General features: G+C 69.7%; 30 protein-coding genes. 23 read left to right on the forward strand and 7 right to left on the reverse strand.

Going from position 1 to position 26,421, the window contains the following annotated elements; genetic code table 11:
- Nucleotides 1–81 precede the first annotated feature (81 nt).
- From QP119_RS05570 to QP119_RS05595, 6 genes are all read left to right on the forward strand, one after another.
- The gene (locus QP119_RS05570) at nucleotides 82–1,311 is read left to right on the forward strand and encodes a hypothetical protein (protein ID WP_284774313.1); all 1,230 of its coding nucleotides are present in this window, start codon (nucleotides 82–84) and stop codon (nucleotides 1,309–1,311) included.
- A gap of 418 nt (nucleotides 1,312–1,729) precedes the next feature.
- Nucleotides 1,730–2,101 (forward strand): 30S ribosomal protein S12, encoded by a 372-nt coding sequence (gene rpsL / locus QP119_RS05575; protein WP_075663211.1) that lies wholly within the window; start codon nucleotides 1,730–1,732, stop codon nucleotides 2,099–2,101.
- 3 nt (nucleotides 2,102–2,104) lie between these two features.
- Nucleotides 2,105–2,572 (forward strand): 30S ribosomal protein S7, encoded by a 468-nt coding sequence (gene rpsG / locus QP119_RS05580; protein ID WP_284774314.1) that lies wholly within the window; start codon nucleotides 2,105–2,107, stop codon nucleotides 2,570–2,572.
- Between the two features lie 230 nt (nucleotides 2,573–2,802).
- Entirely contained in the window at nucleotides 2,803–4,926 is a 2,124-nt protein-coding gene (gene fusA / locus QP119_RS05585; protein WP_284774316.1) for an elongation factor G, read from the forward strand.
- Between the two features lie 404 nt (nucleotides 4,927–5,330).
- Nucleotides 5,331–6,521 (forward strand): elongation factor Tu, encoded by a 1,191-nt coding sequence (gene tuf / locus QP119_RS05590; protein WP_284774318.1) that lies wholly within the window; start codon nucleotides 5,331–5,333, stop codon nucleotides 6,519–6,521.
- 294 nt (nucleotides 6,522–6,815) lie between these two features.
- A complete protein-coding gene (locus QP119_RS05595; RefSeq protein ID WP_284774321.1) occupies nucleotides 6,816–7,529 on the forward strand; it encodes a hypothetical protein in 714 nt (237 codons plus the stop codon).
- A 71-nt stretch (nucleotides 7,530–7,600) separates the two neighbouring features.
- Here QP119_RS05595 and amaP read toward each other — a convergent pair whose 3' ends face one another.
- Genes amaP through QP119_RS05625 form a run of 6 tightly spaced genes read right to left on the reverse strand, consistent with a single transcriptional unit; the run spans nucleotide 7,601 to nucleotide 10,786 of the window.
- On the reverse strand, nucleotides 7,601–8,161 hold the full coding sequence (gene amaP, locus QP119_RS05600) for an alkaline shock response membrane anchor protein AmaP (RefSeq protein ID WP_284774323.1): 561 nt from the start codon (nucleotides 8,159–8,161) through the stop codon (nucleotides 7,601–7,603).
- Complete coding sequence (locus QP119_RS05605; protein ID WP_284774325.1) at nucleotides 8,158–8,790, reverse strand: DUF6286 domain-containing protein; 633 nt, start codon at nucleotides 8,788–8,790, stop codon at nucleotides 8,158–8,160. The genes amaP and QP119_RS05605 overlap by 4 nt, the downstream gene beginning before the upstream one ends.
- Nucleotides 8,771–9,751, reverse strand: a complete 981-nt coding sequence (locus tag QP119_RS05610) for an Asp23/Gls24 family envelope stress response protein (protein ID WP_284774328.1) — start codon at nucleotides 9,749–9,751, stop codon at nucleotides 8,771–8,773. Before QP119_RS05610 ends, QP119_RS05605 begins: the two co-directional genes overlap by 20 nt.
- A 5-nt stretch (nucleotides 9,752–9,756) precedes the next feature.
- Nucleotides 9,757–9,954 carry a hypothetical protein gene (locus QP119_RS05615; RefSeq protein ID WP_284774329.1) on the reverse strand — a complete coding sequence of 66 codons (198 nt, stop codon included), beginning with the start codon at nucleotides 9,952–9,954 and terminating at the stop codon, nucleotides 9,757–9,759.
- Nucleotides 9,955–9,973: 19 nt separating this feature from the next.
- Nucleotides 9,974–10,282, reverse strand: a complete 309-nt coding sequence (locus QP119_RS05620) for a hypothetical protein (RefSeq protein ID WP_284774330.1) — start codon at nucleotides 10,280–10,282, stop codon at nucleotides 9,974–9,976.
- Between the two features lie 3 nt (nucleotides 10,283–10,285).
- Nucleotides 10,286–10,786, reverse strand: coding sequence for an Asp23/Gls24 family envelope stress response protein (locus tag QP119_RS05625; protein WP_284774332.1), 501 nt, complete (start codon nucleotides 10,784–10,786; stop codon nucleotides 10,286–10,288).
- 655 nt (nucleotides 10,787–11,441) lie between these two features.
- Between QP119_RS05625 and rpsJ the strand changes: the two genes are divergently transcribed.
- The 15 genes from rpsJ to QP119_RS05700 all read left to right on the forward strand — a co-directional run bounded on the left by rpsJ (nucleotide 11,442) and on the right by QP119_RS05700 (nucleotide 21,624).
- Entirely contained in the window at nucleotides 11,442–11,747 is a 306-nt protein-coding gene (rpsJ, locus tag QP119_RS05630; RefSeq protein ID WP_003854291.1) for a 30S ribosomal protein S10, read from the forward strand.
- Nucleotides 11,748–11,776: 29 nt separating this feature from the next.
- Entirely contained in the window at nucleotides 11,777–12,433 is a 657-nt protein-coding gene (gene rplC, locus QP119_RS05635) for a 50S ribosomal protein L3 (RefSeq protein WP_284774334.1), read from the forward strand.
- Nucleotides 12,430–13,086 (forward strand): 50S ribosomal protein L4, encoded by a 657-nt coding sequence (gene rplD, locus QP119_RS05640; RefSeq protein ID WP_284774336.1) that lies wholly within the window; start codon nucleotides 12,430–12,432, stop codon nucleotides 13,084–13,086. Before rplC ends, rplD begins: the two co-directional genes overlap by 4 nt.
- Entirely contained in the window at nucleotides 13,086–13,391 is a 306-nt protein-coding gene (rplW, locus tag QP119_RS05645) for a 50S ribosomal protein L23 (protein ID WP_075663224.1), read from the forward strand. The genes rplD and rplW overlap by 1 nt, the downstream gene beginning before the upstream one ends.
- A gap of 27 nt (nucleotides 13,392–13,418) precedes the next feature.
- Nucleotides 13,419–14,258 (forward strand): 50S ribosomal protein L2, encoded by an 840-nt coding sequence (gene rplB, locus QP119_RS05650; RefSeq protein ID WP_284774339.1) that lies wholly within the window; start codon nucleotides 13,419–13,421, stop codon nucleotides 14,256–14,258.
- A gap of 16 nt (nucleotides 14,259–14,274) precedes the next feature.
- Nucleotides 14,275–14,553 (forward strand): 30S ribosomal protein S19, encoded by a 279-nt coding sequence (rpsS, locus tag QP119_RS05655; RefSeq protein ID WP_075663226.1) that lies wholly within the window; start codon nucleotides 14,275–14,277, stop codon nucleotides 14,551–14,553.
- A 3-nt stretch (nucleotides 14,554–14,556) separates the two neighbouring features.
- On the forward strand, nucleotides 14,557–14,919 hold the full coding sequence (gene rplV, locus QP119_RS05660; RefSeq protein ID WP_284774341.1) for a 50S ribosomal protein L22: 363 nt from the start codon (nucleotides 14,557–14,559) through the stop codon (nucleotides 14,917–14,919).
- On the forward strand, nucleotides 14,919–15,671 hold the full coding sequence (gene rpsC, locus QP119_RS05665) for a 30S ribosomal protein S3 (RefSeq protein WP_284774343.1): 753 nt from the start codon (nucleotides 14,919–14,921) through the stop codon (nucleotides 15,669–15,671). The genes rplV and rpsC overlap by 1 nt, the downstream gene beginning before the upstream one ends.
- A 3-nt stretch (nucleotides 15,672–15,674) precedes the next feature.
- Nucleotides 15,675–16,091 carry a 50S ribosomal protein L16 gene (gene rplP, locus QP119_RS05670; RefSeq protein ID WP_075663229.1) on the forward strand — a complete coding sequence of 139 codons (417 nt, stop codon included), beginning with the start codon at nucleotides 15,675–15,677 and terminating at the stop codon, nucleotides 16,089–16,091.
- A complete protein-coding gene (rpmC, locus tag QP119_RS05675) occupies nucleotides 16,091–16,330 on the forward strand; it encodes a 50S ribosomal protein L29 (RefSeq protein ID WP_075663230.1) in 240 nt (79 codons plus the stop codon). The genes rplP and rpmC overlap by 1 nt, the downstream gene beginning before the upstream one ends.
- Entirely contained in the window at nucleotides 16,331–16,612 is a 282-nt protein-coding gene (gene rpsQ, locus QP119_RS05680; protein ID WP_075663231.1) for a 30S ribosomal protein S17, read from the forward strand. It abuts the gene before it with no gap.
- A 290-nt stretch (nucleotides 16,613–16,902) separates the two neighbouring features.
- On the forward strand, nucleotides 16,903–18,147 hold the full coding sequence (locus QP119_RS05685) for an efflux RND transporter periplasmic adaptor subunit (RefSeq protein WP_284774345.1): 1,245 nt from the start codon (nucleotides 16,903–16,905) through the stop codon (nucleotides 18,145–18,147).
- 104 nt (nucleotides 18,148–18,251) lie between these two features.
- Nucleotides 18,252–18,908 carry an ABC transporter ATP-binding protein gene (locus tag QP119_RS05690; RefSeq protein WP_284774419.1) on the forward strand — a complete coding sequence of 219 codons (657 nt, stop codon included), beginning with the start codon at nucleotides 18,252–18,254 and terminating at the stop codon, nucleotides 18,906–18,908.
- Nucleotides 18,905–20,245, forward strand: coding sequence for an ABC transporter permease (locus QP119_RS05695; RefSeq protein ID WP_284774347.1), 1,341 nt, complete (start codon nucleotides 18,905–18,907; stop codon nucleotides 20,243–20,245). The genes QP119_RS05690 and QP119_RS05695 overlap by 4 nt, the downstream gene beginning before the upstream one ends.
- 110 nt (nucleotides 20,246–20,355) lie before the next feature.
- Complete coding sequence (locus QP119_RS05700) at nucleotides 20,356–21,624, forward strand: threonine/serine ThrE exporter family protein (RefSeq protein WP_284774421.1); 1,269 nt, start codon at nucleotides 20,356–20,358, stop codon at nucleotides 21,622–21,624.
- Nucleotides 21,625–21,646: 22 nt separating this feature from the next.
- Here QP119_RS05700 and QP119_RS05705 read toward each other — a convergent pair whose 3' ends face one another.
- Nucleotides 21,647–22,543 carry a carbohydrate kinase family protein gene (locus tag QP119_RS05705; RefSeq protein WP_284774349.1) on the reverse strand — a complete coding sequence of 299 codons (897 nt, stop codon included), beginning with the start codon at nucleotides 22,541–22,543 and terminating at the stop codon, nucleotides 21,647–21,649.
- Between the two features lie 196 nt (nucleotides 22,544–22,739).
- On the opposite strand from QP119_RS05705, the gene QP119_RS05710 reads away from it, so the two are divergent.
- Both QP119_RS05710 and QP119_RS05715 read left to right on the forward strand, forming a co-directional pair.
- Entirely contained in the window at nucleotides 22,740–24,212 is a 1,473-nt protein-coding gene (locus QP119_RS05710) for a glycoside hydrolase family 32 protein (protein WP_284774351.1), read from the forward strand.
- Nucleotides 24,213–24,330: 118 nt separating this feature from the next.
- Nucleotides 24,331–26,391 carry a sucrose-specific PTS transporter subunit IIBC gene (locus QP119_RS05715; protein ID WP_284774353.1) on the forward strand — a complete coding sequence of 687 codons (2,061 nt, stop codon included), beginning with the start codon at nucleotides 24,331–24,333 and terminating at the stop codon, nucleotides 26,389–26,391.
- The last annotated feature ends 30 nt before the right edge of the window (nucleotides 26,392–26,421 follow it).

The following is a 26,421-nucleotide window of genomic DNA, read 5'->3' on the forward strand; positions in this document are numbered from 1 at the left end:
CGACGGTTGTTCCGCCGGTTACGGGTGACAATGATCCGAGGTGAACCGGCAGGGCGCCGGTGAGGATCCGGAGGTGACAGGGTGACCACCAACGAAGAGATGAGCGGTTACTACGCGGACATGACCGGCGCAACCCGCGATCTGGCGTCGAAGCAGAAGTGGCTCCTCACCTCCAGCGTGATCGGCAACGGGATCAACGCGGCCGCGGCGGTCAACGCGAACCGCAACGCCCGGCGCAGCCAGACACTGCTCGCCGAGACGAGGGACGTGGTCCGCGACGGCCTCGACAGGGTCGACGAGGGGCTGCAGGACCTCCGCGACTCGGTCGACGCGATGCACGCGGACATGAACGCCGGCTTCGAGACCATGAGCCACATCAACTACGCGCTGTGGCGCGACGGGGTGGGGCGCGGGTACTCAAGGGAGTTCCGGCCGCGGGCGCTGAACTACCTCCGGGACTACGAGGAGGCCTGTGAACACTGGCTGGACATGGTGGCCGAGCGGGTGGCGCGGGTGGTCGCGGACTTCCCGCGCTGGAAGCGGCCCGAGTGGCGCGACGACGCGCTGCGCACGGGCCTCTTCTTCACCCCGCCGAGAAAGACGCCGCTGCCCGGACCGCTGCCGGACCCGGTCCAGAAGGAGCCGCCGCCCCGGATGTCCATGCTGCGGGTCCTGGTGCTCACCTTCGTGTGCTGGTTCGCCGCGTACATCGGCGTCTGCGCGTTCGTCGGGATGCCGATACGGATCTACGACGAGGCGGTCAACGGCCCCTACCTGTCCACCGAGCCGCGGGTGATCGACCCGATACCGGCGATCAGCACGGTGGCGCTGATCCTGCTGCCGGTCATCTTCGGTCTGATGTGGCTGCGGCGCCGACGCAAGGAGGCCCGGGCGCGCGAGGTCGAGGAGTACAACGCCGCACAACGGCGTGCCCACGAAGAGGCCGAGCTCGCCGCCCGCGCCGAGGTGGACGCGCACAACGGGAGGCTCTTACGGGACTGGGAGGCCACCAACGGGATGGCCCGTGACGAGGCGATCCGCTACGTCGCCGAGCGGGTCGGGGTGCGTGACCCGAGGGCGAACTCGTTGGCCGAAAACTGGGCGTCCGGGAGGACCCGCCGCGAGGTGCGGCGCCTGCGGACGATCATCGAGAACGAGCGGACCCGGCCGCCGGAGCCGTCGACCCTGACGCGGCCGGAGCCCTACACGATCAACTGCGGGGTGCGGCGGGACATGCGCGCCGAGCTCCAGCGCTTCCTCGACTCGCTCGACGGATTCAACATCGAGCCGCCGCGCTACGAGTTCGAGTAGCAACCACGCCGGCGCGCGCGAGGCAGGTCGGCGCGCGGCAGGCAGCTCGGAGCGCGTCTCGCCGGCGGGCGCGCCCACGCCGGCGCCCGGCGCCGGCCCCACGCAGCAGCCGCACGCGCTCGCACCGGGGGGCGCGACGTCGTCAATCGGGGACGATCACGGGAAGCGGGATTTGTGCAGCACCCGGCGGTGCGTGTAAGGTCACGCGGCAGTCCCCCGTCACCAGTGGCGGTGGGAGTCTGACACCGAAGCGACTCATCGCGACGGTGCCTGGACACGAACGGCAGGGCCCCGGGAAAGAGCCTCCGTTTTTTCATGTCTTGACGCTCCCGCTTCCAGCGGTGGCCGGCGGTCAGGGCCTCCGACGAGGAAGCCCGGACCGTGATGAAGAACTTCAACTACGTCAAAAGGACGGTACATGCCCACTATCCAGCAGCTGGTCCGCAAGGGCCGCCACTCCAAGTCCGCGAAGGTCGCCACCGCGGCCCTCAAGGGCTCGCCGCAGCGTCGCGGTGTGTGCACCCGCGTGTACACCACCACCCCGAAGAAGCCGAACTCCGCTCTGCGTAAGGTCGCCCGTGTGCGCCTGACCACCGGCATCGAGGTCTCCGCCTACATCCCGGGCGAGGGCCACAACCTGCAGGAGCACTCCATGGTGCTCGTGCGTGGCGGCCGTGTGAAGGACCTTCCGGGTGTCCGTTACAAGATCGTCCGCGGCACCCTCGACACCCAGGGTGTCAAGGACCGCAAGCAGGCCCGTTCCCGTTACGGCGCGAAGAAGGAGAAGTAAAACATGCGTAAGTCGCGAGCTCCTAAGCGCGAAATCATCAAGGACCCCGTCTACGACTCCGAGCTGGTGACCATGCTGGTCACCAAGGTGCTCCAGGACGGCAAGAAGTCGACCGCCCAGCGCATCGTCTACGGCGCGCTCGAGCAGTGCCGCGAGAAGACCGGCACCGACCCGGTGGGCACCCTGGACAAGGCCCTGGGCAACATCCGCCCGGAGCTGGAGGTCCGCTCCCGCCGCGTCGGCGGTGCGACCTACCAGGTGCCGGTCGAGGTGCGCCCCGCGCGCGGGACCACCCTGGCGCTGCGTTGGCTGGTGACCTTCACCCGTCAGCGTCGTGAGCACACCATGAAGGACCGCCTCGCCAACGAGATCCTCGACGCCTCCAACGGCCTCGGCGCCTCGGTGAAGCGCCGCGAGGACGTCCACAAGATGGCCGAGGCCAACCGCGCCTTCGCCCACTACCGCTGGTAGTCAGCCGGGCCCGGTGTCTGTGCAGCTGACCGGCCTGTGCGCTCTGCGCAGCCGGCTCGGCGGCACTACACTGAGCAGTCGGCCGCTCGGCGGCGTCGGCACGAGACCGCACGCCGGGCCACGACCTGTACGACGCAACACCGAACATCCGAGGCGCCGTCCCGTCCCCGTCCGCCCGCAGGCGACGGGGCTCCGGGAGACGTCCACGACATTTAAGTTGGGGTAAGACTGTGGCACAAGAAGTGCTTAAGGACCTCCACAAGGTCCGCAACATCGGCATCATGGCCCACATCGACGCCGGTAAGACCACGACCACCGAGCGCATCCTCTACTACACGGGTATCAACCGCAAGGTCGGCGAGACCCACGAGGGCCAGTCCACCACGGACTGGATGCAGCAGGAGAAGGACCGCGGCATCACCATCACCTCCGCTGCGGTGACCTGTTTCTGGGAGGGTCACCAGATCAACATCATCGACACGCCCGGCCACGTCGACTTCACCGTCGAGGTCGAGCGCTCCCTGCGCGTCCTGGACGGCGCCGTCGCCGTCTTCGACGGCAAGGAGGGTGTCGAGCCGCAGTCCGAGCAGGTCTGGCGTCAGGCCGCCCGTTACGACGTGCCGCGCATCTGCTTCATCAACAAGATGGACAAGCTGGGCGCCGACTTCTACTACACCGTCGGCACCATCGTCGACCGTCTGAACGCCAAGCCGCTCGTCCTCCAGCTCCCGATCGGCGCCGAGGACGACTTCGAGGGCGTCATCGACCTGGTCGAGATGCGCGCCATCGTCTGGCCGGGCAAGGTCGAGGTCGGCGCCGAGCCGACCATCACCGAGATCCCCGCCGAGCTGCAGGACCGTGCCGCCGAGTACCGCGAGAAGCTGCTCGAGGCCGTCGCCGAGTCCGACGAGGAGCTCATGGAGAAGTACTTCGGCGGCGAGGAGCTCACCGTCGAGGACATCAAGGGCGCCATCCGCAAGATGACCGTCTCCTCCGAGATCTTCCCGGTCCTGTGCGGTACCGCCTACCGCAACAAGGGCGTTCAGCCGCTGCTCGATGCCGTCGTCGACTACCTGCCGAACCCGCTGGACGTCGGCGAGGTCCACGGCCACAAGATGGGCGAGCCGGACACCGAGCTGACCCGCAAGCCCTCCGACGAGTCCCCGCTGTCGGCCCTGGCCTTCAAGATCGCCGCTCACCCGTTCTTCGGCAGGCTGACCTTCGTGCGCGTCTACTCGGGCACGATGGAGCCGGGCGAGACCGTCCTGAACTCCACCAAGGAGCACCGCGAGCGCATCGGCAAGATCTTTCAGATGCACGCGAACAAGGAGAACCCGGTCGACTTCGCCCACGCCGGCAACATCTACGCCGTCATCGGTCTGAAGAACACCACGACGGGTGACACCCTGTGCGCCCAGAACGACCCGATCATCCTCGAGTCCATGGATTTCCCGGACCCGGTCATCAAGGTCTCCATCGAGCCGAAGACCAAGTCCGACCAGGAGAAGCTGGGTGTCGCCATCCAGAAGCTGGCCGAGGAGGACCCGACCTTCACCGTCGAGCTCGACGAGGAATCCGGCCAGACCGTCATCGGCGGCATGGGCGAGCTGCACCTCGACGTCCTCGTCACCCGCATGAAGGACGAGTTCAAGGTCGAGGCCAACGTCGGCGCCCCGCAGGTGGCCTACCGCGAGACCATCAAGAAGGCCGTCCAGAGCGTCGAATTCACCCACAAGAAGCAGACCGGCGGCTCCGGCCAGTTCGCTAAGGTCATCGTCTCCTTCGAGCCCTACCACCCGAGCCAGGACGAGCTGGAGGAGGGCGAGTCCGCCACCTACAAGTTCGTCAACGAGGTCACCGGTGGCCGCATCCCGAAGGAGTACATCCCCTCGGTCGACGCCGGTATCCAGGACGCGATGCAGTACGGCCACCTGGCCGGCTTCCCGCTGGTCAACATCAAGGCCACCCTCGAGGACGGCCAGTACCACGAGGTCGACTCCTCGGAGATGGCGTTCAAGATCGCCGGTTCCCAGGTCCTCAAGGAGGGCGTGGCCCGCGCGAAGCCGGTGCTTCTCGAGCCGCTGATGGCCGTCGAGGTCATCACCCCGGAGGAGTACATGGGCGAGGTCATCGGCGACATCAACTCCCGCCGTGGCCAGGTCAACGCCATGGAGGACCGCGCCGGCGCCAAGGTCGTCAAGGCCCAGGTCCCGCTGTCCGAGATGTTCGGCTACGTCGGTGACCTGCGGTCCAAGACGCAGGGCCGCGCGAACTACACGATGGTCTTCGACTCCTACGGCGAGGTGCCGCAGAGCGTCTCCCAGGCCATCATCGAGGAGCGCACCGGCAAGTAAGTCGCCGCGGCGCGGCGCCCGTTGAATTGACGACGTCGCGCCGGTCGCCCCTGGCGGTCCAGGTCCCCGTTGTGCCCGGGGACCCCGTCGACGCCGCCGGCTTGAAACCGGGTCGTAGCGGCCACACCGGGTCTCACCCCGCCTGCACGTACAAGGTGCGGGGTGAGGTCGGGTTGGCCGGTACGGCACGGATCCCGGCGAAGAGACGTTCAGGGCCGCGAAACCCGACGACGCAGGGTCAGGCCAGGTTTGAAAAAGACGCTGGCGGACCCTAGGATCGTGTAACTGGCACACTACAAAAACGCCATCGCCAGCAGTCCGGCTTCGGCCGGAGCGAGGGTGGCAATCCGTAAACCACGTGGCTGCGAGAGTCGTAGCCACCATGAAGTCCAGGAGGACACACAGTGGCAAAGGCGAAGTTCGAGCGTAACAAGCCGCACCTCAATATCGGCACCATCGGTCACGTTGACCACGGCAAGACCACCACCACGGCCGCCATCACCAAGGTGCTGGCCGAGAAGTACCCCGAGGAGAACCAGGCCTTCGCCTTCGACGCCATCGACAAGGCGCCGGAGGAGAAGGAGCGTGGCATCACGATCAACATCTCCCACGTTGAGTACTCCACCCCGAAGCGTCACTACGCTCACGTCGACGCCCCGGGCCACGCCGACTACATCAAGAACATGATCACCGGTGCGGCTCAGATGGACGGCGCGATCCTCGTGGTCGCCGCCACCGACGGCCCGATGCCGCAGACCCGTGAGCACGTGCTGCTCGCCCGTCAGGTCGGCGTTCCCTACATCCTGGTCGCCCTGAACAAGTGCGACATGGTCGACGACGAGGAGATCATCGAGCTCGTCGAGATGGAGATCCGCGAGCTGCTCGCCGAGCAGGACTACGACGAGGACGCCCCGATCGTCCACATCTCCGCTCTGAAGGCCCTCGAGGGCGACGAAAAGTGGTCCCAGTCCATCGTCGACCTGATGGAAGCCTGCGACGAGTCCATCCCGGACCCGGTCCGCGACGTCGATCACCCGTTCCTGATGCCGATCGAGGACATCTTCACCATCACCGGCCGCGGCACCGTCGTCACCGGCCGTGTCGAGCGTGGTCGCCTGAACGTCAACGAGGATGTCGAGATCATCGGCATCAAGGACAAGGCTCAGACCACCACCGTCACCGGTATCGAGATGTTCCGCAAGATGCTGGACTACACCGAGGCCGGCGACAACTGCGGTCTGCTGCTCCGCGGCACCAAGCGTGAGGACGTCGAGCGCGGCCAGGTCGTCGTCAAGCCGGGCGCCTACACCACCCACACCGAGTTCGAGGGTTCCGTCTACGTCTTGGCCAAGGACGAGGGCGGCCGCCACACCCCGTTCTTCGACAACTACCGTCCGCAGTTCTACTTCCGCACCACCGACGTCACCGGCGTCGTGCACCTGCCGGAGGGCACTGAGATGGTCATGCCGGGCGACAACGTCGACATGCGCGTCGAGCTCATCGCCCCGGTCGCCATGGACGAGGGCCTGCGCTTCGCCATCCGCGAGGGCTCCCGCACCGTCGGCGCCGGCCGCGTCACCAAGATCATCAAGTAAGTTCGCTTACCTGCTGGTCTGACCGGCCTCCCGCCGGGTAGCGTCTGACGCTCCCCGGCCGTGTGCCAGAGAAACCGCCTTCCCCGTCACGGGGGAGGCGGTTTCTCATGTCTGGGGGAAGCACGGCTTCGCCGTGCCACCGGAGACGGGGGTGCCACCGGAGATGGGGAGGTGCCCACCGGGGACGGTGAGACGCCCACCGGAGACGGGGAGGCGCCCACCGGAGACGGGGAGGCGCCCACCGGGGCCGGGGTGCGTCCAGCCGGCGGAGCGGCGACGGATACAGTGGCGGGCGTGAAAGACCCGACCCGAATCCCGCGCGTCCTCGACGCGGTGCGACGCGCCTGGGAGGGCCGCCCCGACCTCGAGCTGGCCACGCTCTTCGCGATGCTCGCCAACGAGGGCATCGGCTGGGGCGCCGACGACGAGGAACTCATCAAGGCGCTCGAGGCGATGGCGGCCCGGCACCCCGAGTCTGTGGGCCCCGACACCCCGGGCCTGGTGATGGTGCGCACCGAGTCGCCGGCGGCCCGCCTCACTCTCGACATGGCCGCCCGCCGGGTCACCGTGCGCTCCGGGGTCAAGGGCCGCCAGCCGGTCAGCTGGCTCTTCGAGGACGTCGTGCGCCTGCGCGTCGGGATGCCGTGCGTGCTGCGCGACAGCGGGGGAGTGGACCACCGCCTCGGCGTGGTCGCCGGCATCACCGTGGAGGCCGGCAGGACGGCGCGCACCTCGCTGACCGGCCTCACGCGCGGCTCCCTGGACCGCGACGTCTACGCCCTGCGCTGCACCGAGGGCAAGACCGAGCGGATGGTGCTCGCCGGCCGCGGCCTCTACGTCTACGCCAAGGTCGGCCGCGAGGTCGAGCACGAGCACCTCAAGTGGGCCAAGTTGGTCAGCGCCGAGGTCGGCCGGCAGCTGCGCGTGGCGCCCCGCGGCGGCGGGCCGGAGCACGTCTACGGCGAGGTCACCGAGATCTTCGCCGTGGAGCTCGGCGGGGAGGAGTAGAAAATGCCGCGGCCTCGCTCCCTGGTCGGGGAGCGGGGCCGCGGGGCTGGGGTGTTTTGCGGTGAGCGGCGCTACTGCTGCTTCACCGCATTGACGTGGAGACGGTAGACCGTGTCGAGGTCCATGTCGCGGACCGCGGAGCGGAAGTCCGTCTCGCTGTTCTCCAGCTCGGCGCGCAGCCGGCTGACGTCCACGTTCGGGTCCGCGGTGACCGTCCAGGTCACCGTCGGGCGCGAGCGGTCCATCGCGACGCGGTGCGAGACGTCGGTGACGCCGGGGAACTGCTCGATCGAGTCGTCCACGGCACCGGCCAGGCGTGCGACCGCGAGGTCGACGGAGCCGGTCTTGTCCGTGGCCGAGGAGCGCACCCGGTTGAAGCCGCGGCGGCGCAGGTTCGCCGCGATCAGCCACAGGCCGAGTATCACGCCCAGCACGGCGACCGCGCCGAGCGCGACGTCGTACCAGGTGTTCTCTGTGATCGAGGCGGCCCCTGCCAGGTCCAGGCGGTCGGAGTACTCGGTGGCCTCCGGGACCTGGGCCCACACCAGGATGACGGCCACGCCGGCGGCGAGGGCGATCAGGCCGATGAGGAACAGCAGGATGCGGTCGAGTGCCGCGAGTGCGTGGCTCATTGCGTGACCTCCTCTCCCCGGGCGGCGTCACGTCCGGCCGCCGGGGCGGTGCCGCGGGCCGAGACCTGCGGGGCCTCGGGCTCGAGGACCTTGATGCGGAACTTGGCGTTCTCGGCGAGCAGCGGGCCCACCGTCGACTCGATGGACGAGCGGATGGACTCGGCCACCCCGTCGGCGGTGCTGTTGGCCTGCACCTCGGCGGTGACGGTTTTGCCCGAGACCCGGGTCGAGGCGCTGCCCACCCCGGGGGTGCGCTTGGCGGTGGCCGTGGTCAGCCGGGCGATGTCCACCGGGCGTGCCCACAGCGAGGTGGTCGACGCCAGGCGTCGGTGGGTGCGGGCGCGCGGCTTGAACGCGACGACGATCAGGATGAGCCCGACGACGACCGCGATGATCGACGCCCAGGTCATCCAGGGCTGGAAGCGGTTCTCCGCGACCATCTCCAGGACCGGGTCGAGCCAGCTGCGCCAGGACACGCCGTCGGAGAGCCGCAGCCACAGCTCGCGGCCGGCGACGACGCCCAGGGCGACCAGCGCCAGGCCCAGCAGCACCGCCAGCCAGCGGGCCGCCGGGGTGGCCCGGGGCTCCTGGCCGGCGCCGGCGCGGACCTCAGTCGACTCGGGGGCCATAGGGGCCTCCCTTCTGCTGTGCGGGGCTGAAGCGGCCCCGCGGGACGATACGGACGGGCGTGAGCGGACGCTTCGGCGGCAGCTTCGGCACAAAAGGCTCCGCGCGCACGGGCAGCACCGCGTGCACGGGCTCCGGGCCAGAGACCACACGCACCGGGGTCAGACGCCGCGGCAGCGGGGCGGCCGGGGTGACCACGGGGGTCGACCCGACCACCCGCGGCTCGCGCAGCGGCAGCTCCTCGGCCACGTCGACCGGGGTCAGCGGCCGCTCCTCGGCGACGTGCACCGGCACCGTGCGCAGCTCCTCGGGCTCGCGGGGGACCGCGGGCTCGGGGGAGGGGCGCACCTCGACGGCGTCCATCGGGCGCTCGACGGCGGTGTGCACCTGCTCGAGCGGGCGCTCGGGGGCCACCTGCACCGCGGCCAGCGGTAGTTCGGCGGCCGTGTGCACCTGGTCCAGCTGACGGGCCGGCCGGGTGCGCACGGGCACCTCACGGGTGGTGGCCAGCGCGGCGGACCGACGCCGGTAGCGCGGCGAGGTCACCTCGGAGGGCGCCACGGCCACGGGGGCGAGCGTCGGCTGCTCGTCGGCGGCGGCCACCTGCAGGGCGGTCACCGGGTCCGGGGCGCCGACGACGTTGCCCACGACCACGTTGACGTGGCCGACGTTCATGCCGGTCGCGTCGGTGATCCAGCGCGCGATGGTGGTGCGCACCTTCTCGGCGACGTCGGTGACCGGCGAGGGCCAGGACACCGCGATCGTCGCCTCGACGGTGACGATGTGGCTGGCGCGGTCGACCAGCAGGTCAAAGCGCGGGAAGCTCATGCCGGTCAGCTTGTCGAAGCCGCCGCCGGCGGAGACGGTGCCCGGCACCGACGCCGTGGCCGCGGTGACGACCTTGTGCACGGCGCGGTCGGTGATGTACACCTCCCCGCCCGGCGGGTTCTCTGAGGGGTCCACGGAACTCACCCGCGGCCCCCGCGCCCGGTGCGGAAGGCGTCGGTGATGTTGCGCAGGTCGATCAGGCCCTCGAAGTGGGCGCCGACGACGCCGCCCAGAGCGCCGAAGAGGAGCGCGCACACGAAGCCCGACAGCCCACCGAGGATGGCTGCGAGCGCGACGGCGAGGCCGAAGGCCACGCCGATGACGGTCATGTTTTTCATGGAGGTTTCCTTCACACGGTTACGCGGTGGCGGGCGGGGTTCCGGTGGCGTCAGCGACGACGACGTCGATGGGCCGGTCGCCGCCGACCGCGCCGCGCACGTCCTCGCTCAGGGAGCGCAGGTCGGTGGCGCGGGCGAGGTCGGCGACCACGTGGACCTCCAGGCGGCCGGACCGGTCGAGGCGCAGCCCCGGCACACGGTGGCCAGGGTAGAGGAGCGCGACCTCGCCGAAGGAGCCCGAGTGGAGATCCGCCACGCCGTCGACCGCCAGGACCCGCTCGGCCAGCTCGGCGGCCTGCGGGTATTCGATGAGATCAGCGGCGGTCATCGGCTACTGGACGCGCGGGGCGGCCTGCTCCTGCTCGGCGGCGGACAGCTCGTGCTGCTCGTCGTCGCGGTCGTCGTCCTGGTTGGGCAGGTGGACGTCGGTGACGGTCACGTTGACCTCGGTGACCTCCAGGCCGGTCATCCGCTCGATGGCGCGGATGATGTTGCGGCGGATGGCCTCGGCCAGCTCGTGGATGGCCACGCCGTACTCGGCGACGATGGACAGATCCACCGCGGCCTGGGTCTCGCCGACCTCGACCGAGACGCCCTGCTGGACGTTCTCGGAGGCGCCGAAGGCCTCGCGGATGGCGCCGACGGTGCGCGCACCGCCGCCACCCAGGGCGTGGACACCGGTGACCTCGCGGGCCGCCAGGCCGGCGATCTTACCGACGACGACGTCCTCGATGGTGGTACGGCCGTGGTCGTCGGCCTTGTTCTCGGCGACGGCCGGGACGGCGACGTCCTTGTCGTCGTTCTTGGCGGCGTTCTTGTTCTGGTCGGCCATGGTGTGGATCCCTTCGGATAGGTGACATGTGTTGCGCTACCAAGTCTAGAGCTGATTTCTTTCGCGCGCGTTGCAATCTTGTAACGGCGCAGGGGCGAGGCGACGGTGACCCACGCGACGTCGGCAATCGGGGAGGGGGCCTTGAAAGTCCGTGGTTTGCGCTCTGCGTGGTCGGCGTGCTTTAATGTTTGGGTTGCTTTAACACGGCGTCCCCGCCGCATGTCCGCATGCCCGGTGGCGCCGCTGGTGGAGCGAACATGACACCTTCGCTCGGGTCTTCGGACCCGTGGAAGGCTCCGCAATCGGGGTAGGTCAGTCGATCAAGACGTGGCAGTCCCGAGCGTGGAGACCGGAGGAGGGGCATGGCAAATAAACAGCGGCAGTACACGAGGGCCACGCTTACGCGTCCCGGTGGCGCGTGATCCCCCTCGGACTTGACCCAGCCGGACGGCGAGGTCCCTGTGGCGTGTTTATCGGTCACGCCCCGTCGAGACCCCCGGCCGGCACCGAACGGTCAAGAACCATGAACTGGCGTTGCGCCCGTGCCCTGTAGAGGACCGGACAACGTTATAGAGACATCAGGAAGCGAGTTCCCACCTCTGCGCCCCCGGGCGACCGGGAGAGCAAGTGGGACCGAGCGAGGAAGAGGATAAGCGTGGCGGGACAGAAGATCCGCATTCGGCTCAAGGCCTACGACCACGAGGCGATCGACGCGTCTGCGCGCAAGATCGTCGAGACCGTGACCCGTACCGGCGCACGCGTCGTCGGGCCCGTGCCACTGCCCACCGAAAAGAACGTGTACGCCGTTATTCGTTCTCCCCACAAGTACAAGGACTCTCGCGAGCACTTCGAGATGCGCACCCACAAGCGCCTCATCGACATCCTCGACCCGACGCCGAAGACCGTCGACGCTCTCATGCGCATCGACCTTCCGGCCAGTGTCGACGTGAACATCCAGTGATCGCCTGAAACTACTGCGGAGAACAGACAATGAGTGAAAACGAGATCAAGGGCATTCTGGGCACCAAGCTCGGCATGACCCAGGTCTTCGACGAGGAGAACCGGGTCGTTCCGGTGACCGTCGTCGAGGCCGGGCCGTGCGTGGTCACCCAGATCCGTACCACCGAGACCGACGGCTACAACGCCATCCAGATCGCCTACGGCGAGATCGACCCCCGCAAGGTGAAGAAGCCGCAGACCGGCCACTTCGCCAAGGCGGGCGTCACCCCGCGGCGTCACCTGACGGAGATCCGCATGGACGACGTCTCCGCCTACGAGGTCGGCCAGGACGTCACCGTCGAGGTCTTCGACGGCATCGAGTTCGTCGACGTCACCGGCACCTCCAAGGGCAAGGGCTTCGCCGGCGGCATGAAGCGCCACGGCTTCGCCGGCCAGGGTGCCGCCCACGGTAACCAGGCCGCCCACCGCCGCGTCGGCGGCATCGGCGCCTGCGCCACCCCGGGCCGCATCTTCAAGGGCAAGCGTATGGCGGGCCGCATGGGTAATGACCGCGTCACCACCCAGAACCTGAAGGTTCAGAAGATTGACGCCGATGCCAACCTGCTGCTCATCAAGGGGGCCATCCCCGGCGTGCGCGGCGGCATCGTGACCGTTAAGACCGCAGTGAAGGGCGGTGCTCACGCATGACCAACCTGACTCTGGACGTCCAGACCGCCGCGGGCGGCACCGACGGCCAGGTGGAGCTGCCGGCGGAGATCTTCGACCGTGAGGTCTCCACGGCTCTGCTGCACCAGGTCGTGACCGCGCAGCTCGCCGCGAAGCGACAGGGCACCCACGCCACCAAGACCCGCGGCATGGTCCGCGGCGGTGGCCGCAAGCCCTACCGTCAGAAGGGCACCGGCCGCGCCCGCCAGGGCTCGACCCGTGCGCCGCAGTTCACCGGCGGCGGCACCGTCCACGGCCCGCAGCCGCGCGACTACACCCAGCGGACCCCGAAGAAGATGAAGGCCGCCGCCCTGAACGGCGCCCTGTCCAACCGGGCCGCCGGCGACCGCATCCACGTCATCGACGAGCTGGTCCCGGGCCAGAAGCCCTCGACCAAGTCGGCACGTGCGTTCATCGAGCGCATCACCGACCGCAAGCAGGTGCTGCTCGTCGTCGGCCGTGAGGACCTCAACGCCCGTCGCAGCGCCAACAACCTGCCGAACGTGAACGTCCTCGTCCCGGAGCAGCTGAACACCTACGACGTGCTCAACTCCGACGACGTCGTGTTCTCGGTCGCCGCGCTGCACACCTTCATCAACCGCGTCACCGGCGCGGACAAGGAGGAGAGCAAGTAATGGCCAAGACCGTCAACCCCCGCGACATCATCATCGCCCCGGTCGTCTCCGAGAAGTCCTACGGTCTCATGGAGCAGGGCACCTACACGTTCTTCGTGCGCCCCGACGCCCACAAGACCCAGATCCGCCAGGCCGTCGAGGAGATCTTCGGCGTCAAGGTGGCCTCGGTGAACACCGTCAACCGCGAGGGCAAGCGTAAGCGCACCCGCACCGGGTTCGGCCGCCGCAAGGCGACCAAGCGCGCCTACGTCACCCTCCGCGAGGGCAGCGACTCCATCGACATCTTCGGCGGCGCGACCGCTTAAAGAAGGTCGAGAAGTAAAGGAACCATTATGGCTATTCGCAAATACAAGCCGACAACTCCGGGTCGCCGCGCCAGCTCCGTCTCCAAGTTCGACGAGATCACTCGTTCGAAGCCGGAGAAGAGCCTGCTGCGCCCCCTGAGCAAGACCGGCGGCCGTAACGTCCACGGCCACATCACCACCCGCCACAAGGGTGGAGGACACAAGCGTCAGTACCGTGTCATCGACTTCCGTCGCGCCGACAAGGACGGCGTGCCGGCCAAGGTCGCGCACATCGAGTACGACCCGAACCGCACCGCGAACATCGCGCTGCTGCACTACTTCGACGGCGAGAAGCGCTACATCATCGCCCCGAAGGGCCTGAAGCAGGGCACCGTCGTTGAGGCCGGTCCGAACTCGGACATCAAGGTGGGCAACAACCTGCCGCTGCGCAACATCCCGACCGGTACCACCGTCCACGCGGTGGAGCTGAAGCCGGGTGCCGGCGCCAAGCTGGCCCGCTCGGCCGGCGCCTCGATCCAGCTGCTGGGTAAGGAAGGCAACTACGCCGTCCTGCGTATGCCCTCCAGCGAGATCCGTCGCGTCGACATCCGCTGCCGCGCCACCGTCGGCGAGGTCGGCAACGCCGAGCAGATCAACATCCGCTGGGGCAAGGCCGGCCGCATGCGCTGGAAGGGCGTGCGCCCGACCGTCCGTGGTGTCGTCATGAACCCGGTCGACCACCCGCACGGTGGTGGTGAGGGTCGTACCTCGGGCGGCCGCCACCCGGTCAGCCCGTGGGGCCAGAAGGAAGGCCGCACCCGCAACCCGAACCGCTACTCCAACAACATGATCGTGCGTCGTCGCCGGTCGCGTTCCAACAAGCGATAAGAGGAGGTAAGTCACAATGCCACGCAGCCTGAAGAAGGGGCCGTTCGTCGATGAGCACCTCCTCAACAAGGTGGACGCTCAGAACGACAAGGGCACGAAGCAGGTCATCAAGACCTGGTCGCGCCGTTCGACCATCCTGCCCGACTTCATCGGCCACACCTTCGCCGTCCACGACGGCCGGAAGCACGTGCCGGTGTTCGTCGACGAGTCCATGGTCGGTCACAAGCTGGGCGAGTTCGCCCCGACCAGGACCTTCCGCGGTCACCAGAAGGACGACAAGAAGGGACGTCGATAAGCGATGAGTGAAACCATCACCTCCGCCCGCGCCACCGCGCGCTACGTCCGCGTCACCCCGATGAAGGCCCGTCGCGTCATCGACCTCGTCCGCGGCAAGTCCGTGTCCGAGGCCCTCGCGATCCTGAAGTACGCCCCGCAGGGTGCCGCGAAGCCGGTGGCCAAGGTCGTCGCCTCGGCCGCCGCCAACGCCGAGAACAACTTCGGCCTGGACCCGCGCTCGCTGGTCATCGCCGAGGCCTACGCCGACGAGGGCCCGACCATGCGTCGGTTCCAGCCGCGCGCCCAGGGACGCGCGTTCATGATCCGCAAGCGCACCAGCCACATCACCGTGGTTGTCGAGAGCCAGAAGGAAGGGGCCAAGTAGTGGGCCAGAAGATTCACCCCCACGGCCTCCGGCTGGGTATCACTTCCGACTGGAAGACCCACTGGTACGCCGACAAGAAGGAATACAAGAACTACGTCGCCGAGGACATCAAGATCCGCGAGTTCCTGTCCCACGGGCTGGAGCGCGCCGGCATCGCCGACGTTGTGATCGAGCGCACCCGTGACCGTGTGCGCGTCGACATCCACACCGCCCGGCCGGGCATCGTCATCGGCCGCCGCGGTTCGGAGGCCGACCGCATCCGCCGCGAGCTGGAGAAGCTCACCGGCAAGCAGGTGGCGCTGAACATCCTCGAGGTCAAGAACATCGACGCCAACGCCGCCCTGGTCGCGCAGAACATCGCCGACCAGCTCGCCGGCCGCGTCGCGTTCCGCCGCGCCATGCGCAAGGCCATTCAGTCGGCCATGCGTCAGCCGCAGGTCAAGGGCATCAAGATCCAGTGCTCCGGCCGTCTGGGCGGTGCCGAGATGTCCCGCACCGAGCGCTACCACGAGGGTCGTGTGCCGCTGCACACGCTCCGTGCCGAGATCGACTACGGCCTGCGTGAGGCCCACACCACCTTCGGGCGCATCGGCGTCAAGGTGTGGATCTACAAGGGCGACGTCGTCGGTGGCCGTCGCGAGAGCGACCTGGCCGCGCCGTCGAACGACCGTCGCGGTGGCCGTGGCGGCCGTGGCCGTCCGCGCCGCGGTGGCCAGCGCCGTCCCCGCGCCGAGAAGAAGCAGGAGGACTAAGCGATGCTTATCCCGAAGCGCGTGAAGTACCGCCGCCAGCACCGTCCGGGGCGTTCCGGGCTGTCCAAGGGCGGTAACCGCATCACCTTCGGTGACTACGCCATCCAGGCTCTCGAGCCGGCGTACATCACCAACCGTCAGATCGAGGCCGGTCGTATCGCGATCAACCGCCACATCAAGCGTGGCGGCAAGGTCTGGATCAACATCTTCCCGGACCGTCCGCTGACCCAGAAGCCGCTCGGCGTGCGCATGGGTTCCGGTAAGGGCCCCGTCGAGAAGTGGATCGCCAACGTCAAGCCGGGCCGCATCCTCTTCGAGATGAGCTACCCGAACGAGGCCACCGCCATCGAGGCTCTGCGCCGTGCCGCGCAGAAGCTCCCGTGCAAGGTGCGCATCATCAAGAAGGAGGACCAGTTCTGATGGCTACCGGTACCCCCGCCCACGAGTTCCGCGCGCTGAACGCCGAGGAACTCACCGAGCGTCTGTCCGAGGCCAAGGAGGAGCTGTTCAACCTCCGCTTCCAGGCCGCCACCGGGCAGCTGACCAACAACAACCGTCTGCGCACCGTCAAGCGCGACATCGCCCGCATCTACACGGTCATCCGTGAGCGTGAGCTGGGCCTGTCCGTGGTTCCGGGTGACGAGGAGGCTGAAGGCTAAATGACCGAGAACGCTGAGAACGTGACCCTCGAGAAGACCGCGCAGAAGCGCCGCATGGGCTACGTCGTCTCCGACAAGATGCAGAAGACCATCGTCGTCGAGGTCGAGGACCGCAAGCAGCACGCCCTCTACGGCAAGATCATGCGCACCTCTTCGCGCGTGAAGGCCCACGACGAGAACGAGGAAGCCGGCGTCGGCGACCGCGTCCTCATCGAGGAGACCCGCCCGCTGTCGAAGAACAAGCACTTCCGCCTCGTCGAGATCCTCGAGAAGGCCAAGTAGTTTGTCCGCCCCGGTGACCGTCTGACGGTCACGGGTTCAAGGGCCCGCCCCGGATTCGTCCGGGACGGGCCCTTTCGTGTGCGTCAGAGAGATTGCCGACGCCGCGCCCCTCGCCCGTGCGCGGCAGGCCTACGGACCGGCGCGCGGCAGGCCTACGGACCGGCGCGTGGCCGCGCCGCCGGCGCGGCGACGGTGTGCCGCGCCGGCGGCGCCGTATGGGGGATCGATCCGTGGCGAATTCAGGGAAACCCCCGATTCTTTTCACGGTCACCGTGAAGTAACCTGTCCTCGTGAAACTGAGATTCCCCGAGCAGCGCCGCGGCCTCTGGATCGCCGGCGCCGTCCTGCTTGCACTCGTCGTCATCGCCCTGATCGCCGGCTTCGCGCTGGCCGCCATGGGCCCGTCGCGCGCGATGAGCGCCGAGGACTACACCAAGGTCGAACCGGGCGACCTGGAGACCCGGGTGGCGGTGACCGGCCGCGTCGAGCCGGCCGAGACCACCAACATCACCACCCGGGCGACCGGCAACGTGGCGAGCCTGCACGTCGGGCTCGGCGACGAGGTCCAGGAGGGCCAGGTCGTCGCCGAGATGGACACCACCGACATGCAGCGCCAGCTCGACTCCCTGCGCGGTCAGTTGGTCGACGCCGAGGCCGGCGGCGCCGAGCAGATCAACCAGGCCGAGAGCGCCTACGCCGCCGTCCAGGCCGGAGGTGCGGCGGGCTACGCCGGCACCGGCGAGGAGGACGCGACCGGCGAGGGCGCCGGCGCGGCCGGTGCCGACCCGCAGAGCGGGGCCGCCGCCGTCGGGCAGGCCCGCCAGAGCCTGGCCACCACCCGCCGCCAGCTGCAGAGCCAGATCTCCGCCCTGCAGGACGACATCTACGCCGCGACCCTGCGCGCGCCCGCCAACGGCGTGGTCGTCTCCGTCGGCGTCAAGGAGGGCGCCCCCGCCCAGGGCCCCGTGGTCACCATCGGCGACCCGGCCCGCCTGGTCGTGCGCGGCACCGTCAACGAGGCCGACGCCGGTCGCATCCACACCGGCGACGAGGTCTCGCTGACCACCCCGGCCACCGGAGACATGGAGCTCAAGGGCACCGTGTCCAAGATCTCCCCGGTCGCCGAGCCCGTGCCCGCCGAGGCCGCGGCCGCCGGCGCCCAGACCAAGCCCACCTACCCGGTGGAGATCGAGATCTCCGGCAGCCCCGAGGGACTGCCCGTCGGCGCCACCGCCAAGGCCCGCGTGCTCACCGACAAGGCGCAGGGCGTGCTCAGCGTGCCGCGCGACGCCGTCTTCGACACCGCCAAGGGCACCCAGGCCGTGCTCGTGCTCGCCGAAGGCGAGGACGGCCAGCGCCGCATCGAGGAGCGCGGCGTGACCCCGGGCCTGGTCACCGACTTCCAGGTCGAGGTCACCGGCGGCCCGCTGCGCCGCGGCGATCTCGTGGTCAACCGCGCGGCGGACTACCGCGACGCCGTCGGCGAGACCGTCGCCGTCGAGGAGCCCGCCGATCAGCCGGGGGAGGGGCAGTGAACCGGCCCCGACCGAACGATCAGCCGACTGAGGAGCTGGCGGCGGCCCAGGCGCCGCAGGCGCCGGAACCCACGCCGACGCCGAGCCAGCCCCACCTGATCGAGATGCGCGGCGTCGTCAAGCGCTTCAACGAGGGCACCGAGGCCGAGATCACCGTGCTCCACGGCTGCGACGTCGACGTCGCCCGCGGCGAGTTCCTTTCCGTGGTGGGCACCTCCGGCTCCGGCAAATCGACGCTGATGAACATCATCGGGCTGCTCGACCGGCCGACCTCGGGCACCTACGAGCTCGGCGGCGTGGACGTGCTCGCCGTCGACGACGACGAGCTGGCCCGTTACCGCGCCGACGAGATCGGCTTCGTCTTCCAGAACTTCAACCTCGTCGGCCGCATCGACGCCGTGCGCAACGTCGAGATGCCCATGACGTATGCCGGGGTGCCGCGCGGCGAGCGCCGCGAGCGGGCCATGGCGCTGCTCGAGCAGGTCGGCATGGCCGACCGCGCCCACCACCGGCCCAACGAGCTCTCGGGCGGCCAGAAGCAGCGCGTGGCCATCGCCCGTGCCCTGGCCAACGGCCCGGCGCTGCTGCTCGCCGACGAGCCGACCGGCGCCCTGGACACCGCCACCGGGCGCCAGGTCATGGACCTCTTCCACGGCCTGCACGAGGAGCAGGGGATGACCATCGCATTCATCACCCACAACCCGGAGCTGGCCGAGGAGACCGAGCGGGTGCTCACGATGCGCGACGGGGTGATCTCGTGAACGTCTCCGAGGCCGTCACCCTCGCGGTGACCAGTCTGCGCACCAACAAGATGCGCTCGGCGCTGACCCTGCTCGGCGTGGTCGTCGGCATCGCCGCCGTCATCGCCATCCTGACCCTGGGCCGCTCGCTGCAGGTGCAGACCATGAACTCCCTCGACGACATCGGCGCCAACGACGTCACGCTCGTCGTCGAGCCGCGCGACACCAAGGAGGAGGACTCCGGCTACGTCTCCGGGCCCGTGCCGCCGCAGGACCTGATCACGCCCGAGATGGTCGACGACCTGCGCACCCGCTTCGAGGGCCGCGTCGCCGGCGTGGCCGTGGAGGGACAGACCACCACCGGCGTCGAGGTCACCCGCGGCTTCAGCCGCGGCACGGCCGACGTGCACACCGTCAACCAGGACGTCATGCCGCTGAGCAAGATGGAGGCGGTCGCCGGGCGCCTGATCACCGCCGAGGACGTCGCCGGGCGCCGCCCGGTGGCGGTGGTGCCGCAGCAGACCGTCGACGACCTCTTCGGAGGCGACGCCCACGCCGCGCTCGGCCAGCAGATCCAGCTGAGCCACCGGGAGGCCGCGACGGACGCGGTGATCGTCGGTGTCTACGAGAACACCGCGCGCGGCGGCCTGCTCGTCGGCGACGGCAACGGCCCGGACCCGCAGATCTACCTGCCGCTCGGCGGCGACCGCGAGCTCGCCGCCGCCGGCTCCGGCGCCGCGGGCGGCGGCACGGGCGTCAGTGTCGGCCCCGCCGGCTCCGGCCAGGCGGGCGCGCAGGCCACGGACGGCTTCTCGCAGATCCGCGTGCGCGCCGCCGAGGGCGAGGACTCCAAGACCTTAGGCCGCGACGTGCAGACCTGGGCGGACGGGTTCTACCGCGACAACACGGACAACCACGCCAAGGTCATCGACCTGCAGGAGAGCCTCGACGCGCTCAACCAGCTGTTCAGCACCATGTCGATCGTGCTCTCGGCCATCGGCGGCATCTCCCTGCTCGTCGGCGGCATCGGCGTGATGAACATCATGCTGGTCACCGTCACCGAGCGCACCCGCGAGATCGGCGTGCGCAAGGCGCTCGGCGCCCGCCGGCGCGACATCCGCGTCCAGTTCGTCATCGAGGCGATGATCGTCTGCCTGCTCGGCGGCCTGTTGGGCGTGGTTATCGGCGGTGTCGCGGGCATGATCGGCTCCGCCGCGCTGGGCACCTTCGTGCTGCCGCCGCTCTCCGGGGTGGCCGTCTCGCTGCTCTTCGCGCTCGGCGTCGGGCTCTTCTTCGGCTACTACCCGGCAGGCAAGGCCGCGAAGCTCGACCCGATCGACGCGCTACGCTACGAGTGAGTTTCTCGCGGCGGAAAGATCGCCGCGACAGGAGGACTTGTTCGTTGAGCGAGAGTTCAGCCGGCGTGGCCGGCGACAACGGGGGCTGGGACGCGGAGCGTCAGCACCGCATGGGGGTGGCCGCCGACGCGGTGCTGCGCCTGGGCCTGATGTTCATGGCCGCCGGCACCGGCGGCTACCGCATCATCCGCGGCATGAAGCGGGCCGGGCGAGCGCTCGGCTTCGACCGCCTGGAGGCGCAGATCTCGGTGACCACCATCACCTGCACGTTCCACCAGGGCGACCAGTTCCGCACCGTGGTCGCCGGCCAGGACAGCCCCGGGGTCGACGCCTCGCGCATCGAGGCGCTCGAGACCCTGACCCACAACCTGGACCGCCACATCTCCGCCGAGTGGCTCAACGCCCGCCTCGACCGCATCGAGTCCGGCGTGGTCAAGCGCTGGACGCTGCCGGTGCTGGTGCCCGCCGCCGGCCTGGCGTGCGCCGGGTTCGCCGTGCTCAACCACTTCTCGCTTGCCGACGTCCTGGTGGTCGCCGTCGCCGCCGGGTGCGGCCAGGCGGTGCGCGGCCTGCTGCTGCACCGCCACGTGCGCCAGTTGGGCGCCGTGGCGGCGGCCGCGGTGACGGCCTGCCTGGTCTTCTGGGCGGTCATCGAGCTTTTGGGCCTGGCCGGTCTGGTCGAGCCCGCGGCCGCCGCCCCCGGCTTCGTCGCCTCGGTGCTCTTCGTGGTGCCGGGATTTCCGCTGTTCTCCGCGATCATCGACCTCTCCCGCTTCGACTTCATCGCCGGCCTGTCGCGCCTGACGTACGCGGCGACGGTGATCGTGGCGGCGACCTTCTCAGTCGCACTGGTCAGCGGGGTGACGGGGATGGCCCCGCCGCCGCGGCCGGCGGTGGTGGACGACCCGCGCTGGTTCCTGCTGGCGGCGGCGGCCTCGTTCGTGGGCATCGCGGGCTTCGCCCTGCTGTTCAACTCCTCGCGGCGGATGGTGCTCGTGGCCGCGGTGGTCGGCATGGCCGCCAACGTGCTGCGCCTGGTGCTCGTACAGGCCGGGGCGAGCGCGTACGCGGCGGCCTTCCTCGGCGGCCTGGCCATCGGGCTGCTGGGCGCGGTGGCCTCCAAGAAGGCGGACATCCCCCGCATCACCACCACGGTGCCGGCCTCGGTGATCATGATCCCGGGCCCGGCGATGTTCGGTTCGGTCTACGCGCTGACCTCGGGCAACATCGAGCTCGGCGTGGACGCGGCGGCCACGGCGGTGATGACCGTGCTGGCCATCGGCGCGGGCCTGGTCACCGCCCGCATGCTCACCGACCGCGACTGGGTGCTCGGCCGCTACATCGACCTGGACAAGCCCCTGGCCGGCGCCGAGAAGTAGGCCGGCCCGGGGTGGGGGAGGGTCAGCGCCCGAGCTCGGCGGCGACCTCGTCGAGGGTCGGCGGCTGGGCGCCGGTGCGCGAGCAGGTGATCGCGGCGGCCGCGGCGGCCAGGGTCAGGATCTCGTGCCACTGCGACTCGGTGGCCTGACCCAGCTGGCCGGCGTTGAGGCCGGCGCGCTCGATGGCGGCGAGCAGCGAGCCCATGATGGTGTCGCCGGCGCCGATGGTGTCGGAGACCTCGGTGTGGTGGGCGGGCACGTCGAGGTGGAGCTCGCCGCAGTCGAGGCTGAGCCCCGCGCCGCCGCGGGTGGTCACGATCGCCTCGACGGAGCTGACGCGTAGCCGGTCGATGCCGCCGAAGAACTCGACCTCCTCCTCGGAGAGCTTGAGCAGGTTGACGTCGTCGAGGAGTCCCAGCAGGCGCTCGCGGTGGGCGTCGGTGGCGAAGTCGGGGCGGATGTTCGGGTCGAGGGCGACCAGGCGGCCGGCGGCGGCGTGGCGGTGCAGCACCTCGATGTAGCGCGAGGCGCCGGGCTCCCAGGCCAGCGAGCAGGTGCCGAAGCAGGCGATGTCGCAGTCGACGGCAGCCGGCTCCACGAGGCGGTCGGCGGTGCCCTCGCAGTAGAAGTTGTAGGAGGCCGAGCCCTCTTGATCGATGGTGGTCACCGCGAGCGTGGTCGGCTCGGGGCCGCGCTGGACGCCGGAGGTGTCCACGCCCTCCTCCTCGAGGCGGCGCATGAGCGCGTCGCCGTAGTTGTCCTCGGAGACGCGGGACTGGAAGGCGACCTTGGCGCCCTGGCGGGCCAGGACGACGGCGACGTTGAAGGGGCCGCCGCCGAGGGCGGGCACGAGCGGGGAGAGCGGGTTGTTCTGGCTGGGGACCAGGTCGACCAGGCCCTCGCCGTAGACGGTGATCATGTTCTCCAGGCTAGCGAAAGCACCGCGCATCCACCGCGTGCGCCCCGGGGCGGGCCTGGGTCAATCCCGGGCGCGGTCCGGTCCGCCGTACCGTCGGCAGCCGCCGCAGCCTGTCAAGCCCCGGAACCGGGAGGTGGGAGCGGAATCACAATCTGATAAATGGATTTAGCAACTTCCGGTCGATACCATCAGGTCCATGGCCATCGAGCACGCCGCAGACCCCGCCCCCGGGGCGGAGGGTGGCCTGAACCACCCGCGCCCCCGGCTGCACGTCGCGCCCCCGGCCGGTCGTCTCAACGACCCCAACGGACTCTTCGTCTCCGGGGAGACCCTGCACGTCTACTACCAGCACGACCCGGTCTTCCCCTTCGCGCACAAGCGCACCGGCTGGGCGCACACCACGTTGCCGCTTTCCGGCGGCGAGCCGCACCACCTGCCGGACGCCCTGCACCCGGGCCAGGCCTACGACCGCGACGGCTGTTACTCCGGCTCCGCGGTCATCGACGATATCGGCCGGGTCCAGCTCTTCTACACGGGCAACCTCAAGGAGGACGGGGTGCGCACCCCGTCGGTCAACCGCGTCTTCGTCACCGACCCGGACGGCCCCGCCGGCGGCATCCACCGCCCGGACGAGGCCAACCCCCTCATCGACGGCTCGCCGGAGGGCTACACCGGGCATGTGCGCGACCCGCACGTCACCCGCGTCGCCGACGGCGGCTGGCGGATGGTCCTCGGCGCCCAGCGCGCCAACGAGACCGGCACCGTCGTCGTCTACACCTCGACCGACCTGGAGCACTGGGACTTCGCCGGTGAGCCGGTCTTCGACACCACCCATACCGCCCCCGGCGACGCCCCGGACCTCGTGCCCGGCGGCTACATGTGGGAGTGCCCGAACCTCATCACCCTGACCGACCATGCCGACGGCCGCGACTACGACGTCCTGGTCGTCTGCCCGCAGGGCCTCGACGAGGTCGAGGAGATGGACCCCGAGCACCCCGACGTCGCGGTGACCCACTACGCCAGCTCCGACCAGTGCGGCTACCTCGTCGGCCACCTGACCGGTGAGCCGGGCGCGCTGACCTTCGAGGTCACCCGCGGCTTCAGCGAGCTGGATCTCGGCCACGATTTCTACGCCCCGCAGCTGATCGCGCACCCGGACGGCGACGCGCTGATGCTCGGCTGGATGGGCCTGCCCGGCGCCGACGAGGCGCCCACGCTCGCCGACGGCTGGGTGCACACGCTGACCCTGCCGCGCCGCGTGCGCTTCGAGGCCGGGCGTCTCATCCAGGAGCCCGTGCTCGCCGACGCCGCGTCGGTCGCCGGGGTGCAGGACGTCACCGTGGACTTCGTCGCGGGCACGGACGCCGAAGTGGAACTGGTGGACACGGCCGGGACGGTCGCTGTGACGGTGACCTGGGACGCGGCGTCGGAAAGCGTGGCACTCACGCGCGCCGGGGCCGGCACGCGCACGGACGCCGGCGACGGCAACGCCGCCGACACCCGCGTCTTCCGGTGCCCGCCCGGGCGCTGCCGCGTGATCGTCGACGCCGCGGCCGTGGAGGTCTTCGCCGGCGACGGGGCCGTGGCGGCCGCGCTGACTGCATGGCCGACGGCGGGGGAGCGCTGGGCGCCCGTGCGCGCCGGGTCGCCGCCCCGGGCCGCGGGCTGACCGGGACAGACAGTCAACCGAAGCGACAGACAGACAAACCAGAGTGAACCCCCGTACGACCGGCCGGGAGAATACGTACCGGACCCCGCCGCAGGCGGGGAGAAAGGGCCACAAGGCAGTGGACTACAAAGACGTGGCCAGCAGGGTGCTGGCCGACATCGGCGGCGAGGACAACATCGTCGCCGCCGCGCACTGCGCCACGCGACTGCGCATGGTGCTCAAGGACGACTCCAAGGTCAACCGCGAGAAGCTGGACAACGACCCGGACCTGAAGGGCACCTTCGAGTCCGGCGGCATGTTCCAGGTCATCGTCGGCCCGGGCGACGTCGACTACGTCTTCGACGAGCTGGACCGCCAGACCTCGAAGTCGATCGCCGTGTCGACCGAGGAGCTCAAGGACGTCGTCGCCCAGTCGGGCAACTGGTTCACCCGCGCGGTCAAGATGCTCGCGGACATCTTCGTCCCGCTGATCCCGATCCTGGTCGGCGGCGGTCTGCTGATGGCCCTCAACAACGTCTTCGTGGCGGAGGGCGTCTTCGGCGAGCAGTCGCTGATCCAGATGGTGCCCGCCCTCGAGGACGTCTCGGGCCTGATCAACCTGCTGGCCAGCGCCCCGTTCGCCTTCCTGCCGATCCTCGTCGGCTTCACCGCGACCAAGCGCTTCGGCGGCAACGAGTTCCTCGGCGCCGGCATGGGCATGGCGATGGTCATGCCGAGCCTGGTCAACGGCTACGACGTGGCGGCCACCATGGCCTCCGGCGATATGCTCTACTGGGACATCTTCGGTCTCAACGTCGCCCAGGCCGGCTACCAGGGCACCGTGCTGCCGGTGCTGGTGGTCTCCTGGATACTGGCGACCATCGAGAAGTTCCTGCACAAGCACCTCAAGGGCACCGTCGACTTCCTGGTCACCCCGGTGCTGACCCTGCTGGTCACCGGCTTCATCACCTTCATCGCCGTCGGCCCGGTCATGCGTACCGCGGGCGACTGGCTCGGTGAGGGCCTGTCCTGGCTCTACGACTTCGCCGGCCCCGTCGGCGGCTTCGTCTTCGGCCTGGTCTACTCGCCGATCGTGATCACCGGCCTGCACCAGTCCTTCCCGCCGATCGAGATCCAGCTGTGGGCCACCGCGGGCGGCTCCTTCATCTTCGCCATCGCCTCGATGGCCAACATCGCCCAGGGCGCGGCCACGCTGGCCGTGTGGACCCAGGCCAAGTCAGAGAAGCTCAAGGGCCTGGCCGGCGCCTCCGGCTTCTCCGCCATCTTCGGCATCACCGAGCCCGCCATCTTCGGTGTGAACCTGCGCCTGCGCTGGCCGTTCTTCATCGGCATGGGCTGCGCCTCCATCGGCGGCGCGATGATCGCCCTCTTCGACGTCAAGGCCACCGCCCTGGGCGCGGCCGGCTTCATCGGTGTCGTCTCCATGCGCGCCGGCGACTGGGGCCGCTTCCTGCTGTGCGCCGTGATCGTCTTCGTCCTCTCCTTCGCGGCGAACTGGATCTACGGCCGCCGCCTCATCGCCCGCAACGGCTCCATCGACCCCGACGCCGTGGGCACCGAGGGCGGCGACCCCGCCACGGGTGCCGCGCTGACCGGTGCCGCCGCCACGGGTTCCACCGCGGCCGCCGGTGCCGTCGCCGCCGCCGACGCCACGGCCGTGACCAGCCCGCTGACCGGTGAGGTCGTCGCCTTGCCGGCCGTGGACGACCCAATGTTCGCCGAGGGCAAGCTGGGCCACGGCCTGGCCGTCGAGCCCGAGGTCGGCGAGCTGGTCTCCCCGGTCGACGGCAAGGTCGTGGTCACCTTCCCGAGCAAGCACGCCTACGCCGTGCGCACCACCGCCGCCGACGGCGCCAAGGTCGACATCCTGATGCACATCGGCTTCGACACCGTCAACCTCAAGGGCGAGCACTTCACCTCCCTGGTCAACAAGGGCGACGAGGTCACCCGCGGCCAGAAGCTGTGCGAGTTCGACATCGAGGCGATCAACGCCGCCGGCTACCCGGTGACCACCCCGGTCGTCGTCTCCAACGCCAAGAAGCTCGGCCCGGTCCTGCCTGCCGAGGGGCTCGCGGCGCCCGGTCCGGTCGCCGCCGGCGACGCGTTCTACACCGTCGATTCCACAAAGGCCGAGGCGCCCGCTGCCTCCGGCGCGACGGGCACGGCCACCAAGGCCTGACGCCCCGGTAGACCGGCCTGAACCCCGCGG

This window comes from Corynebacterium frankenforstense (assembly GCF_030211955.1).
Classification (GTDB): Bacteria; Actinomycetota; Actinomycetes; order Mycobacteriales; family Mycobacteriaceae; genus Corynebacterium; species Corynebacterium frankenforstense_A.